We start from the raw sequence: 12,607 nt of genomic DNA, 5'->3' as shown, positions 1-12,607 counted from the left end.
GCGCGCCGGGCCCCGCCGTCCGCGGTCAGTCCGTCGGCCAGGCCTCGGCGAGCATCTTGCGGGTGTCGGCGAGGAGCTGCGGCAGGACCCGCGTGTGGCCGACGACGGGCATGAAGTTCGTGTCGCCGCCCCACCGGGGCACGATGTGCTGGTGCAGATGGGCGGCGATGCCCGCGCCCGCCACCGAGCCCTGGTTCATGCCGATGTTGAAGCCGTGGGCGCCGGACGCGGCCCGCAGGGCGCTCATCGCCTGCTTGGTCAGCGCCGCCAGCTCGACGGTCTCGTCGTCGGTGAGGTCGGTGTAGTCGGCCACGTGCCGGTAGGGCACCACCATCAGGTGGCCGCCGTTGTACGGGTACAGGTTCAGCACCGCGTACACGTGCTCGCCGCGCTTGATGACCAGGCCGTCCTCGTCCGACTTGGCCGGAATCGAGCAGAACGGACACCCGTCGTCGGCCCCGGGTCCCGTGGGCTTGTTCTCGCCCTGGATGTAGGCCATCCGGTGAGGTGTCCACAGGCGCCCGAACGCGTCCGGCGTCCCGGCTCCGATCAGCTGCTCCGGCTCACTCGTCATGCGTGCAGCATATTGCTTCCCCCGTTCGCGGCGTGTCGGCGGGGTTGCGGCCCGGGGACGCCGGGCGAAGCTGGGCCCGTGGACAACGACAGCCGTGGGCACCGGTGGGAAGAGCGGACCGGGGTGCCGCTGGGAATCGCCTCGCTGCTCTTCCTCGCCTCGTACGCGGTACGGGTGCTGGGCCACGGCCTGCCGGATCCCTGGCGCGACCTGTGCCTCGCGGTGACGTACGCGATGTGGGCGCTGTTCCTGGCGGACTACGCGGTGCGCTGGCGCCTGAGCGGCCAGGGAAGACGCTTCCCCCTCCGCCACCTCCTGGACACCGTGGTCGTCGTGCTGCCGCTGCTGCGGCCGCTGCGGGTGGTCCGCCTCTACGAGGCCGTGGCGCGGCGGCGCGGGGAGCCGAGGCTGCCGCTGTATCTGCGGGTGATGGCGTACACGAGCCTCGCGACCGTGCTGCTCGGCTTCACGGCCGCCCTCGCGGTGTACCAGCAGGAGCACGGGGCGCCGGGCGCGACGATCCGCACCTTCGGCGACTCGGTGTGGTGGACGTGCTCCACCCTGGCGACGGTCGGGTACGGCGACGTCACTCCGGTGACGCCCCTGGGCCGCCTGATCGCGGTGGCCACGATGGCGTGCGGCCTCGCGCTGCTGGGCGCCGTCACGGGGTCCTTCTCGTCCTGGCTGCTCCAGGTCTTCGCGCGCGGCGAGGAGACCCCCTAGGCCGGGCCGCCGACAACGGGCGGAGGGCCCGCAGACGAAACGTCCGCGGGCCCTCCGGCGTATCCGGTCCACGCTCAGACCTGCGCGCGCTCCTCGACGACCGTCACGATCTTCGCGATGGCCTCGTCGAACGCGATGCCGTTCTCCTGCGAACCGTCGCGGTAGCGGAAGGAGACCGTGCCGCCGTTCATGTCGTCGTCGCCGACGATGACCATGAACGGGACCTTCTGCTTCTGCGCGGTGCGGATCTTCTTCTGCATGCGGTCGGACGACGAGTCGACGTCGACGCGCAGCCCCTTCTTCCGCGCCGCCGCGGCGAACTTCTCCAGGTACTCCACGTGCGCGTCGCCGATCGGGATGCCGATCGCCTGCACCGGCGCGAGCCAGGCCGGGAAGGCGCCCGCGTAGTGCTCCAGGAGCACCGCGAAGAACCGCTCGATCGAGCCGAACAGCGCGCGGTGGATCATGACCGGCCGCTGCTTGGTGCCGTCCGGGCCGGTGTACTCCAGGTCGAAGCGCTCGGGCAGGTTGAAGTCGAGCTGCACGGTCGACATCTGCCAGGTGCGGCCGATGGCGTCCTTGGCCTGCACGGAGATCTTCGGGCCGTAGAAGGCGGCACCGCCCGGGTCCGGGACCAGCGGGAGGCCCTGCTTCTCGGCGACCTGGCGCAGCGTCTCGGTCGCCTCCTCCCAGACCTCGTCGGAGCCGACGAACTTCTCCGGGTCCTTGGTGGAGAGCTCCAGGTAGAAGTCGTTCAGACCGTAGTCGCGCAGCAGGTTCAGCACGAAGGTGAGCGTCTTGTCGAGCTCGTCGGCCATCTGCTCGCGGGTGCAGTAGATGTGCGCGTCGTCCTGCGTGAAGCCGCGCGCACGGGTCAGGCCGTGCACCACGCCGGACTTCTCGTACCGGTACACGGTCCCGAACTCGAAGAGGCGCAGCGGCAGTTCACGGTAGGACCGGCCGCGCGCGTCGAAGATCAGGTTGTGCATCGGGCAGTTCATGGGCTTGAGGTAGTAGTCCACGCCCTCGTCGAGCTGCATGGGCGGGTACATGCCGTCGGCGTACCAGTCCAGGTGGCCCGAGGTCTCGAAGAGCTTCCCCTTGGTGGCGTGCGGGGTGTAGACGAACTCGTAGCCCTCCTCCTCGTGCCGGCGGCGCGAGTAGTCCTCCATGGTCCGGCGGACGATGCCGCCCTTGGGGTGGAAGACCGCGAGGCCCGAGCCGATCTGCTCGGGGATGGAGAACAGGTCCAGCTCGTTGCCGAGCTTGCGGTGGTCGCGCTTCTCGGCCTCGGCGAGGAAGTCCAGGTGCGCCTTCAGCTCGTCCTTGGAGGGCCAGGCGGTGCCGTAGATGCGCTGGAGCATCGGGTTCTTCTCGCTGCCGCGCCAGTACGCGGCGGCGTTGCGCATCAGCTTGAACGCCGGGATGAGCCGGGTCGAGGGCAGGTGGGGACCGCGGCAGAGGTCCTTCCAGCACAGCTCACCGGTCTTGGGGTCCAGGTTGTCGTAGATCGTCAGCTCGCCGGCGCCGACCTCGACGTCCGCGCCGTCGTCGCTGGAGGGCGCGCCCTTGAGCCCGATCAGCTCCAGCTTGTACGGCTCGTCGGCCAGCTCCTCGCGGGCGGCCTCGTCGGTGACGACGCGGCGGGAGAAGCGCTGGCCGCGCTTCTGGATCTCCTGCATCTTCTTCTCGACGGCCTTGAGGTCCTCCGGGGTGAAGGGCCGCTCGACGTCGAAGTCGTAGTAGAAGCCGTCCTTGACCGGCGGGCCGATGCCGAGCTTCGCCTCGGGGAACAGCTCCTGCACGGCCTGCGCCATGACGTGCGCGGTGGAGTGGCGCAGGATGTTCAGGCCGTCCTCGGAGGACAGCTCGACGGGCTCGACGACGTCGCCCTCGGCGAGGGCGTACGCGAGGTCCTTGAGCTCGCCGGCCACCCGGGCGGCGACGATCGAGCGCTCGCCGGGGAAGAGGTCGGCGGCCGTGGTGCCCGTCGTCACCGTGCGCTCTTCCCGCTCGGAATCGCGTTGGATGATCACACGGACGTCTGACACCGGACTCTCCTGCCTGAAGGTGGAAGCGCACCCGTACGACCCGGTGCGCGAGTGCCGATCGTACCGACCCGGGGGCGGCCTCCGCGAAACGGTTACCGCCCGGCCCCGGGACGGGGCCGCCGCCGGTCCCGCGCGACGGCACTGCCCGCCCCCGGGTCACGAACAACTCCCCCGCACCCCCGGCCGTCGTCTTCCTTGGCCCCGTGAACTGCAAAGACCGGCGGTGACGTCCCGTCCCGCCGCGTACGCCGCAAACAGCACGGGTATCACCGAACAGGGCAAACCGGTTGACCCGGCAGGACGTCAGCACACGTGGGACGAAAGGGAGTTGGGCGTTGATGACGACGAGCTGGTACGAGGGTCCGCTGGCGGCATTCGACACGGAGACCACGGGCGCGGACGCCGAGACGGACCGGATCGTGTCGGCCTCCGTGGTGATCCAGGACGCTCCGGGCCTGCGTCCCCGGGTCACCCGCTGGCTGGTGAACCCGGGGGTGCCGGTCCCGGCGGAGGCGACGGCGGTGCACGGGCTCACCGAGGAGCACCTCCAGCGCAACGGACGGTGGCCGGCCCCCGTCATGGCGGAGGTGGCCTGCGAGCTGGAGACCCAGGCCGCGGCGGGCCGTCCCCTGGTGGTGATGAACGCGCCGTTCGATCTCACCCTGCTGGACCGGGAGTTGCGCCGCCACCGGGCGTCCTCGCTGGCCGCCCGGCTCGGCCCGGTGCCGCTGCTGGTGCTCGACCCGCACGTGCTGGACCGGCACCTGGACCGCTACCGCAAGGGCCGCCGCGCGCTGAGCGACCTGTGCGCGCACTACGGGGTGGTGCCCGAGGGCGCGCACGACGCGGCGGCGGACGCGCTGACGTCGTTGGAGGTCGTGCGGGCCCTCGGGCGCAGGTTCGCGTCGCGCCTGGAGCGGCTGACCCCCGCCGAGCTGCACGGCCAGCAGGCACTGTGGCACGCGGCGCAGACCCGGGGGCCGCAGACCTGGTTCGCACGCGGCACCGGGCCGGCCTCGTCCGGCCCGCACTGGCCGCTGCGCCCGGCGCTGCCCGCGGTCGCCTGACGGTGAACACGGAAAGGCCGGTCCGCCATCGGCGGACCGGCCTTTTCCCGGTGGGCGATACTGGGTTCGAACCAGTGACCTCTTCGGTGTGAACGAAGCGCTCTCCCACTGAGCTAATCGCCCGGGAACGGACTGAACCATACAGGGCCCGGCGGGCTTCGTTCAAACCGCTTGGAGGCGGGCGGTCAGCCCGCGGCGCCCCGCCCGCATCATCAGCCGGTGGTTGGCGCGGAACAGCGGCCTCCCGGGCACCGCGAGCCGCCGCATGAGCGGCTTGCCCACCTCGACCTCCTGGTCGTAGCGGGCCAGGGTCCCGCCGCCCGCGCCCCGGACCGTCCAGCGCGCCCACCCGACGAGGTCACCGGACATGGCGATCTCCAGCACCCCGGCCGCGGGATCACGGCGGACGGCCCGCGCGACGAAGGTGAGGCGGTACGGGAGCACGGAGCGTACGGTGACGACCGCGCTGGTGCCGTCCAGCCCCCGCACCTCCTTCACCTGCGGCCACCACAGCGGGTACTCGTCGACGCGTTCCAGTGCCGCGTGCACGACGTCGGGCGGCGCGGGCAGGGACCACAGGCTGACGAAGCGGTAGCGGGTCCAGTCCATGGCACGAGTCTGCCCGGGGAACGCCCCGGTGCCACCGTTCCCGGCGCCCCGGCGGTGGCGGACTCCCGCCTTCCGTCACTCCGTCAGTTCGGCCCGCCCGCAAGGGAGTCGGTCCGCCTTTCCGGAGAAGAAGCGGAATTCCGCGCCGCATTTCGTTCACCCGACCGGCCCCGGGTGCTCCCGCGGGAAAAGCGGACAAGGCACGGATTCCCCTTGCCCGAACGGCACTTGAGAGCGGGCGGAAACACCCTTCTTGTCGTACTTCCGAAGAAATGTGACGCCGTTTCGGAATAGCTCTCCGTAATTGCCGTCGGCCCGGCCCCGATCCGTCCGGCGGCCGCGGAACGACGACGGCCCCCCTGCTGTTCGCAGGGGGGCCGTCGTGCCGGGTGGGCGATACTGGGTTCGAACCAGTGACCTCTTCGGTGTGAACGAAGCGCTCTCCCACTGAGCTAATCGCCCGGACGCAGAGAGAACATTACCCCATGTCAGCCGGTGCCCCGGCCACGTGCGGACAGGGCCGCCGAGCGGCTCACTGGTCCTTGATCCGCCAGGGCATCTCGAAGCCGAACCGCACCACGTAGACGGCGAGGACGGCGGCCACGACGACCAGCCCGATCACCGTCAGCACGATGTTGCGGCGGCGCACCCGCGGGTCGAGGGCGCGCTGCGCGACCTCGGTCACCTTCCGCTTGGTCCAGCGCAGCACGAGCTGCGCCCAGACGAACTCGGTCGCCCAGATCGCCATGCCGCCGAAGATCACCACCCAGCCGGGCCCGGGGAGCGGCAGCATCACCACGCCGGCCGCCACGACGGCGAGCCCGACCACGAAGACACCGACCTGCCAGCTCAGATGCAGGACCGGCCGGGCCCTGACGAATTCCGGGGCCCTCGACCCGAGCCCCTCCCCGTCGCCCTCGCCGCTCCCGTCGGCGGTGCGTGCGACGCCCTCCGCACCCTCTGCCGCGCCTTCGGTACGCCCGCCGTTCGCCGGCGCGGAGACCTCACCCGGCCGGTCACTCCCCGTATTCATACGAGCAAACCCTACCCGAGGGAAACAAGTCACCGGAATGGACGCACGGCACGAACGAGGCGTCGGCCGGATGAGTTACATAAAGGCACGCAAAACACTCAGAGGGGTTTACAACGGCACCGTAGGTGGCATGTCGATTTCGCCGACGTGCGAATCCCCGAGCGCACACTGAGCGAAAGGCCCTGGCGCTTATGAACACCACGGTCAGCTGCGAGCTGCACCTGCGCCTCGTTGTGTCGAGCGAGTCCTCCCTGCCTGTCCCCGCAGGCCTGCGGTACGACACGGCCGACCCCTACGCCGTGCACGCCACCTTCCACACCGGAGCCGAGGAAACCGTCGAGTGGGTGTTCGCCCGCGACCTCCTCGCCGAGGGGCTTCACCGTCCCACCGGTACCGGCGACGTCCGTGTCTGGCCGTCGCGCAGTCACGGCCAGGGCGTTGTCTGCATCGCCCTGAGCTCTCCCGAGGGCGAAGCCCTGCTCGAGGCCCCGGCACGGGCTCTCGAGTCCTTCCTGAAGCGAACGGACGCCGCCGTGCCTCCCGGCACGGAACACCGGCACTTCGACCTGGACCAGGAGCTTTCGCACATCCTGGCGGAAAGCTAGGCCGGACACACCCCACCAAGCCGCCCGGCGCCGTCCACTCGGGGAGACGGCTCGGGCTCAGACAACCGCATAGGGCACATCGCCGTCGCCGTCCCGCGGACCCACGTCCGCGGGACGGCGACGGCGCGTTCGCGTGCCGGGGGGCGGCACCGGGCCGTACGCGGGCGGGCGGAGCCACTACCATCGGCCAGCATCGGCGGGCGTGGGCCCGACCCCCAGGCCAGGGAGCGAAACGTTGCTGATCACCCACGACACCCGGTGCTCGCTCGACACCGTGGTGGATCTGGTGAACACCGCTCCGGAGGGTGACACCTCCCCCGAGGGGCTGCCGGACACCGGGGCGCTGGCGGAGTTCGTCGACCGGCACGAGGTCAGCGAGGTCGGCACGCTGTCCGAGGGGGACCTCGCCGCCGTGCGCGGGATACGCGCCCGGTTCGCCGCGATCTTCGCCGCCGAGGAGGCCGCCACGGCCGCCGGCCTGATCAACGAGCTGGTCGCCGCCGCGGGCACCACGCCCCGGCTCACGGACCACGACGGCTACAAGTGGCACGTGCACTACTTCGCGCCCGGCGCCTCGGTCGCCGACCACCTGGCCGCCGACTGCGGGATGGCGCTGGCCTTCTTCGTGGTCGCCGGGGAGGAGGACAGGCTGCGGCGGTGCGAGGCCCCGGACTGCCGGCGCGCCTTCGTCGACCTGTCGCGCAACCGGTCGCGGCGCTACTGCTCCAGCCGCACGTGCGGCAACCGGCTGCACGTGGCCGCGTACCGCGCGCGGCGCAAGGAGGCGGCGGGCTGACGGGCCGCGGGGCGAAGGGCGGAGGTCCGGTGGGACGCCGTACCCGGCGGGTGACGCCGGGGACGGCGGGTACGGCTCAGAGCAGCAGCAGGTCGTGCAACGCGGCCATGAGCAGCAGACATCCGATCACCGCTAGGAAGATCATCAGCGGTGGCTGGGAAAGGGCGAAGAGGCATCCGCGCGGCTCTTCCTGCGGCGGCGCGGTGTCGCTCTGGGTGGTGTCCAGCATCTCGCGGTGATGATGTCGCAGTCGGCACCGGCCGCGCGATCCCAGATCCGTATGGGGTGGGAGTTCGCCGATATCCGCGATGTCCGGTTCGAGCATGATCACGTGGTGATCGTTTCGCGGCGGACCGCGCCCACTCGGGGCGCACGCGGTGCCGGCGCTCAGATGCCGTGCTTCTTCAGGATCGCCTCGATGTCGCTGAAGTCGTCACCGCCACCCGCGCCCTTGCGCGCGGCGGGGGCGGGGCGGGCCGCCGGGCGGGCCGCGGTGGAGCCCAGCGCGGGGGCCGAGGCGCCGGGAGCGGCCACCGGCTCGTGCTCCGCGTCACGGGCGGCACGGCGCTCCTTGCGCGTGGTCCCGCCGCGGCGCTCGACGGCCCGGGTGAGCGCGAACAGGCCCCACGCGCCGCCGAGCAGGACCAGGCCGGCCCACGCGACGGGACTGAAGGCCTTGTCGGACGCCCAGCCCACGACACCCGTCATCACCAGCGCGACCGGGACGAGCGCGTACGCGGTGATGCGGGCCGCCGCGAGGAAGCGCTTGCGGAAGGCGGTGACGGCGGCGATGCCCAGGCCGGCCGCGGAGACCGCGCAGCAGACTGTCTCGGCGATCATGCGGTCCTCCAGGCGGGCTCGGCAGAGCGGTTCGTCCCCTCCATCCTGCACCGCCCGGCCCGCCCGGGGCCATGCCCGGGGCGGACATCAGGGACATCTCCGGGTCCGCCGCCGGGTTCCCTCCTCCCCACGTACCGGTTCCGCCGGGGCGTCGTCACGGCACGTCACCGCACGTCACCGCACGCGCACCGACCGCGCACCGGGGGCCGGGGCGGCGGCCGGTCCCGGTTGGGGGCGGGGCGGGCGGGCTGGAAGACTGGGGGCATGAGCGACCCCTCCCCCGACAGCGCGCCCGTTGCCGTCCTCGACGTCTGGTGCGAGTTGCAGTGCCCGGACTGCCGTACCGCCCTCGACGACGTCCGCGCGCTGCGTGCCCGTTACGGCGACCGCCTCGACCTGCGGCTGCGGCACTTCCCGCTGGACAAGCACCAGCACGCCTTCGCCGCCGCGCAGGCCGCCGAGGAGGCCGCGGAACAGGGCGCGCTGTGGCCGTACGTCGAGGCCGTGCTCGGCCGGGTCGAGGAGCTGAACCGGCGCGGGGAGCCGTTCCTGGTCGAGGTGGCCGGTGAACTCGGCCTGGACGCCGAGGAGTTCGACACCGCGCTGATCGACGGCAGGCACATCCTGATCGTCGACGCGGACCAGGCCGAGGGCCGCGCCATCGGCGTGACCGGTACCCCGACCTACGTGGTGGACGGGGAGCGGTTCGACGGCGGCAAGAGCCAGGAGGGCCTGCGCGAGCGCGTGGAGAGCGCCCTGGACGCGGTCCTGGCGCGCGCCGGGGCCTGACGTCCCGGCACGCCGCCCCGCGCCGGCCCCTCAGAGTTCCTTGTACATCGAGTACGTGACGGGCCGGTAGCCGAGCGACTCGTAGAGCCGCTCGGCCGGGGCGTTGCCGGTGAAGACGTTCAGGGCCAGGACCGGTTTCCCGGCGGCGGACGTCTGCGCCTCGGCCAGCAGCATCAGGGTGCGCCCGTGGCCGCGGCCCCGGAAGCGGGCGTCCGCCTCGACGTAGTAGACGAACCCGCGCTCCCCCGCGACCGAGAGCCACAGCGTGCCCACCGGGACGCCCTCGTGCTCCAGGACGCTCAGTACGACGTCGTCGCTCGCGAGACCGGCGGGCAGCAGCCGGTCGTGGTCCCGCTCCGACTTGGCCCGCGCCTCGTCCACGGGGACGCCGCGGTCGGCCCAGGAGGACGCGTACCTCTCCTTGAGGGCGGCGAGCCACGGCCCGAACTCGGCCTCCGTCATGGGCCGGCCGGCGCTGCCCGGGGGAAGTCGCGGCGCGGTGTCCACCGTCTTATCCAGGGTGCGGTTGCGGTGCCGGTAGCCGAGCGCGGTGGCGAGCCGCAGCGCCGCGGCGGTTCCGGCGGGCACCTCGGCCTCGACGCGGGCGCACCCCCAGCCGCGTGCGATCTCCTCGGCGGCCAGCGCCGCCACCGTGGCCCGGCCCCGGCCGCGGTCGGACTCGTCGACGCGCAGGTCCTCGACGACGGCGGCGGACGGGCCGAACACCGGGTGGGTCCTGAGCCGGAGTTCGCCGACGGGACGCCCGTTCACGCACACCCGGTAGTGGCGCGAGCGGGCCCCGTCGGCCGCGTGCTGGAGCGGCTCGGTCGGCCGCAGGGTGGTGGTCATCGCTGCCTTTCTACCCCTCGGCGGAGCGGCGCGGCAGCCTCGTTTCCGGTGGGGGTACGGCTCAGGGGTCGAGGTCGGCGCCGGAGCGCTCGTCGAAGATCCGCATCGCCTTGGCGGTCACCGGGCCCGGCGCGGACGGCAGTTCGCGCTCGTCGACGCGGTGCACCGCCTGCACGTCCCGCAGCGTGGACGTCAGGAAGACCTCGTCGGCGTGCTCCAGCACGTCGAGCGGCAGGTCGCTCTCCCGGGCGCCGGTCCACTCGGCGGTCAGCGCGCGGGTGATGCCCGCGAGGCAGCCGGAGGCGAGCGGCGGGGTGTGGATCTCGCCGTCGAGGACGACGAAGACGTTGGACCCGGTGCCCTCGCAGAGCTGTCCCACGGTGTTCGGGAACAGCGCCTCGGTGGCGCCGTGTTCGTGGGCGCGCGCCAGGGCGACCACGTTCTCGGCGTACGAGGTGGTCTTCAGGCCGGTCAGCGCGCCCCGCTCGTTGCGCGTCCAGGGCACCGTGACGACCGCGGTGGTGTCGGGGCGGCGGGTGGTCGCGCCGAGGGCGACCACGAGGGTGGGGCCGCGGTCGCCGCGGTCGGAGCCGAGCGGGCCGTGGCCGCCGGTGAAGGTGATGCGCAGCCGGCCGAGCTCCACCGGGTTGGCCTCGACGACCGCGGCACAGGCGCGGCGCACCTCGTCGAGATCGGGCTCGGGCAGCCCCAGGCCGCGGGCCGAGCGGGCCAGCCGGTCGAGATGCCGGGTGAGTGCGAACGTCCTGCCCCGCACCGCCTTGACCGTCTCGAAGATGCCGTCGCCCACGGTCAGCCCGTGGTCGAACACCGAGACGCGGGCGGAGTCGCTGTCGCGCAGCCCGCCGTCGAGCCAGATCTTCACGTCAGAGCGCCTCTCCGCTTGCTGGACGGCCTTGTCCGCCGTCCTCGTACGTTCCCGACGCTATCGCGAGCAGCCGCGACGCCTTCAGCTCGGTCTCCCGCCACTCCCGCTCGGGATCGGAGCCCCAGGTGATGCCGGCCCCGGTGCCGAAGCGCAGTGCGCCGGCGGCCCGGTCGAGCCAGAACGTGCGGATGCCGACGGCCAGTTCGCCCGTGCCCCGGTCGGCGTCGACCCAGCCGATCCCGCCGCAGTACGGGCCGCGGGGCGCGGTCTCCAGCGCGCCGATGATCCGCAGGGCGCTGGACCGGGGGGCGCCGGTGACCGATCCCGGCGGGAAGGCCGCGGCGAGCAGCTCGGGCCAGCCGGCACCGGGGAGCAGTTCGCCGCGGACGGCGGAGACGAGGTGGACGAGCCCGGGGTGCTTCTCGACCACGCACAGGTCGGGGACCGTGACGCTGCCGGTGGCGCAGACGCGCCCGAGGTCGTTGCGGACCAGGTCCACGATCATCACGTTCTCCGCGTGGTCCTTCTCCAGGAGGTCCGTCTCCGTGCGCCCGGTGCCCTTGATCGGGCCGGACCCGACCTCGCGTCCGTCGCGTCGCAGGAACAGCTCGGGGGACGCGGTGGCGATCTCCACGCCGTGCTCCGGCAGCCGGATCGTTCCGGCGTACGGGGCGGGGTTGCCGCGCGCCAGCAGGGCCGTCAGCGCGTCCACGTCGGCGGTCGGCGCCACGGGCGCGGACAGGACGCGGCAGAGGTTCGCCTGGTAGACCTCGCCGGCCGCGATGTGCTCCCGGATCCGCCGCACACCGGCCGTGTACGCGGCGCGGTCCAGCGAGGACGTCCAGTCACCGGCGGCCGGACCCCGCCAGCCGCCCGGTACCGGCGCGGGTACCGGGGCGCGGCGGACGTCGGCGAAGCGGGCGCAGGTCAGGCCGCCCTCGAAGTCGGCCGCGACGGCCCAGAAGCCGGCGGACTCCAGGGCGGCGGGGTCGCTGGTGACGTCCCTGAGGCCGGTGGCGAGGCGGTCGCCGAAGCGGGCGAGAGGAGCGAGGTCGAGCACGCGGGGAAGTCTATGGGGGTGCCGCGGGACGTCTCCCGGGTGACGTCCGGCCGCCCTCCCGGTGCCCCGACCTGGTCTTCGGCCGGACGCGGGGCAGCACGCTGCGCAAACGCGTTTTTGTGCTGGCGCCCGGATCCGCTAGAGTTCAACACGTCGCCGGGCCGCGCAAGCGGGCCGAACCGACAGGCGGACGTAGCTCAGTTGGTAGAGCGCAACCTTGCCAAGGTTGAGGTCGCGAGTTCGAGCCTCGTCGTCCGCTCGCAGGAACCGGGGGACCCGCAGTCCCCCCGCACTCCTGGTGGAGTGGCCGAGAGGCGAGGCAACGGCCTGCAAAGCCGTCTACACGGGTTCAAATCCCGTCTCCACCTCCAAGGACGATTAGCTCAGCGGGAGAGCGCTTCCCTGACACGGAAGAGGTCACTGGTTCAATCCCAGTATCGTCCACTGGATCCTCGGATCCCCCGCGCGATTAGCTCAGCGGGAGAGCGCTTCCCTGACACGGAAGAGGTCACTGGTTCAATCCCAGTATCGCGCACACCGCACCACCCACGTCCGGCCCGTACGGCGGCCGTGGTCCCGAGGACGATTAGCTCAGCGGGAGAGCGCTTCCCTGACACGGAAGAGGTCACTGGTTCAATCCCAGTATCGTCCACGCACCGGAGCCCCCGGCCGTCTCGAACGGCCGGGGGCTTCGTCGTGCGGGCGCCGCGCCGACGCGCGGCCCG

14 protein-coding genes and 7 tRNA genes are annotated in these 12,607 nt (G+C 72.3%); 10 read left to right on the top strand and 11 right to left on the bottom strand.

Going from position 1 to position 12,607, the window contains the following annotated elements:
- Positions 1-25: 25 nt before the first annotated feature.
- Positions 26-574: an HIT domain-containing protein gene (locus tag ACFZA0_RS19780; protein WP_391018305.1), complete on the bottom strand. Its 549-nt coding sequence runs from the start codon at positions 572-574 to the stop codon at positions 26-28.
- A 78-nt stretch (positions 575-652) separates the two neighbouring features.
- Here ACFZA0_RS19780 and ACFZA0_RS19775 point away from each other — a divergent pair, with 78 nt between their 5' ends.
- Entirely contained in the window at positions 653-1,297 is a 645-nt protein-coding gene (locus ACFZA0_RS19775; RefSeq protein ID WP_391018303.1) for an ion channel, read from the top strand.
- A 74-nt stretch (positions 1,298-1,371) separates the two neighbouring features.
- Here ACFZA0_RS19775 and thrS read toward each other — a convergent pair whose 3' ends face one another.
- Entirely contained in the window at positions 1,372-3,348 is a 1,977-nt protein-coding gene (thrS, locus tag ACFZA0_RS19770) for a threonine--tRNA ligase (RefSeq protein WP_391018300.1), read from the bottom strand.
- 338 nt (positions 3,349-3,686) lie between these two features.
- Here thrS and ACFZA0_RS19765 point away from each other — a divergent pair, with 338 nt between their 5' ends.
- Positions 3,687-4,415 (top strand): exonuclease domain-containing protein, encoded by a 729-nt coding sequence (locus ACFZA0_RS19765; RefSeq protein ID WP_391018297.1) that lies wholly within the window; start codon positions 3,687-3,689, stop codon positions 4,413-4,415.
- Between the two features lie 51 nt (positions 4,416-4,466).
- Here the strand turns inward: ACFZA0_RS19765 and ACFZA0_RS19760 are convergent.
- The 4 genes from ACFZA0_RS19760 to ACFZA0_RS19745 form a co-directional block, all read right to left on the bottom strand.
- Positions 4,467-4,538, bottom strand: a tRNA-Val gene (locus tag ACFZA0_RS19760).
- A 39-nt stretch (positions 4,539-4,577) separates the two neighbouring features.
- Complete coding sequence (locus ACFZA0_RS19755; RefSeq protein WP_391018293.1) at positions 4,578-5,024, bottom strand: SRPBCC family protein; 447 nt, start codon at positions 5,022-5,024, stop codon at positions 4,578-4,580.
- 390 nt (positions 5,025-5,414) lie between these two features.
- Positions 5,415-5,486 (bottom strand) — tRNA-Val (locus tag ACFZA0_RS19750).
- Between the two features lie 70 nt (positions 5,487-5,556).
- The gene (locus ACFZA0_RS19745) at positions 5,557-6,057 is read right to left on the bottom strand and encodes a TIGR02611 family protein (RefSeq protein WP_391018290.1); all 501 of its coding nucleotides are present in this window, start codon (positions 6,055-6,057) and stop codon (positions 5,557-5,559) included.
- Between the two features lie 191 nt (positions 6,058-6,248).
- Between ACFZA0_RS19745 and ACFZA0_RS19740 the strand changes: the two genes are divergently transcribed.
- Together ACFZA0_RS19740 and ACFZA0_RS19735 are read left to right on the top strand one after the other, a co-directional pair.
- Positions 6,249-6,662, top strand: a complete 414-nt coding sequence (locus tag ACFZA0_RS19740) for an SsgA family sporulation/cell division regulator (RefSeq protein WP_004002642.1) — start codon at positions 6,249-6,251, stop codon at positions 6,660-6,662.
- 235 nt (positions 6,663-6,897) lie between these two features.
- Complete coding sequence (locus ACFZA0_RS19735) at positions 6,898-7,458, top strand: CGNR zinc finger domain-containing protein (RefSeq protein ID WP_391018287.1); 561 nt, start codon at positions 6,898-6,900, stop codon at positions 7,456-7,458.
- A 76-nt stretch (positions 7,459-7,534) separates the two neighbouring features.
- Here ACFZA0_RS19735 and ACFZA0_RS19730 read toward each other — a convergent pair whose 3' ends face one another.
- Both ACFZA0_RS19730 and ACFZA0_RS19725 read right to left on the bottom strand, forming a co-directional pair.
- Positions 7,535-7,789 (bottom strand): hypothetical protein, encoded by a 255-nt coding sequence (locus ACFZA0_RS19730; RefSeq protein ID WP_391018710.1) that lies wholly within the window; start codon positions 7,787-7,789, stop codon positions 7,535-7,537.
- A gap of 56 nt (positions 7,790-7,845) precedes the next feature.
- Positions 7,846-8,298: a hypothetical protein gene (locus ACFZA0_RS19725; RefSeq protein ID WP_391018284.1), complete on the bottom strand. Its 453-nt coding sequence runs from the start codon at positions 8,296-8,298 to the stop codon at positions 7,846-7,848.
- 264 nt (positions 8,299-8,562) lie between these two features.
- Here ACFZA0_RS19725 and ACFZA0_RS19720 point away from each other — a divergent pair, with 264 nt between their 5' ends.
- On the top strand, positions 8,563-9,087 hold the full coding sequence (locus ACFZA0_RS19720; protein WP_391018281.1) for a DsbA family protein: 525 nt from the start codon (positions 8,563-8,565) through the stop codon (positions 9,085-9,087).
- A 30-nt stretch (positions 9,088-9,117) separates the two neighbouring features.
- Here the strand turns inward: ACFZA0_RS19720 and ACFZA0_RS19715 are convergent, their stop codons facing one another.
- From ACFZA0_RS19715 to ACFZA0_RS19705, 3 genes are all read right to left on the bottom strand, one after another.
- Positions 9,118-9,936, bottom strand: coding sequence for a GNAT family N-acetyltransferase (locus tag ACFZA0_RS19715; RefSeq protein WP_391018278.1), 819 nt, complete (start codon positions 9,934-9,936; stop codon positions 9,118-9,120).
- A gap of 61 nt (positions 9,937-9,997) precedes the next feature.
- Entirely contained in the window at positions 9,998-10,819 is an 822-nt protein-coding gene (locus ACFZA0_RS19710) for an aminotransferase class IV (protein WP_391018275.1), read from the bottom strand.
- A 1-nt stretch (position 10,820) separates the two neighbouring features.
- Positions 10,821-11,882, bottom strand: coding sequence for a chorismate-binding protein (locus ACFZA0_RS19705; RefSeq protein WP_391018272.1), 1,062 nt, complete (start codon positions 11,880-11,882; stop codon positions 10,821-10,823).
- Positions 11,883-12,068: 186 nt separating this feature from the next.
- Between ACFZA0_RS19705 and ACFZA0_RS19700 the strand changes: the two genes are divergently transcribed.
- The 5 genes from ACFZA0_RS19700 (at position 12,069) to ACFZA0_RS19680 (ending at position 12,534) form a co-directional block, all read left to right on the top strand.
- Positions 12,069-12,141 (top strand) — tRNA-Gly (locus tag ACFZA0_RS19700).
- 38 nt (positions 12,142-12,179) lie between these two features.
- Positions 12,180-12,253: transfer RNA gene (locus tag ACFZA0_RS19695), tRNA-Cys, on the top strand.
- A gap of 1 nt (position 12,254) precedes the next feature.
- A tRNA-Val gene (locus ACFZA0_RS19690) sits at positions 12,255-12,326 on the top strand.
- Between the two features lie 19 nt (positions 12,327-12,345).
- Positions 12,346-12,417 (top strand) — tRNA-Val (locus ACFZA0_RS19685).
- A gap of 45 nt (positions 12,418-12,462) precedes the next feature.
- Positions 12,463-12,534 (top strand) — tRNA-Val (locus ACFZA0_RS19680).
- Positions 12,535-12,607: the final 73 nt, after the last annotated feature.

It is taken from the genome of Streptomyces sp. NPDC008150, from assembly GCF_042956945.1.
Taxonomy (GTDB): Bacteria; Actinomycetota; Actinomycetes; order Streptomycetales; family Streptomycetaceae; genus Streptomyces.
Note: the sequence above shows the minus strand (reverse complement) of the source record. Positions and strands in the feature narration are given on the sequence as shown.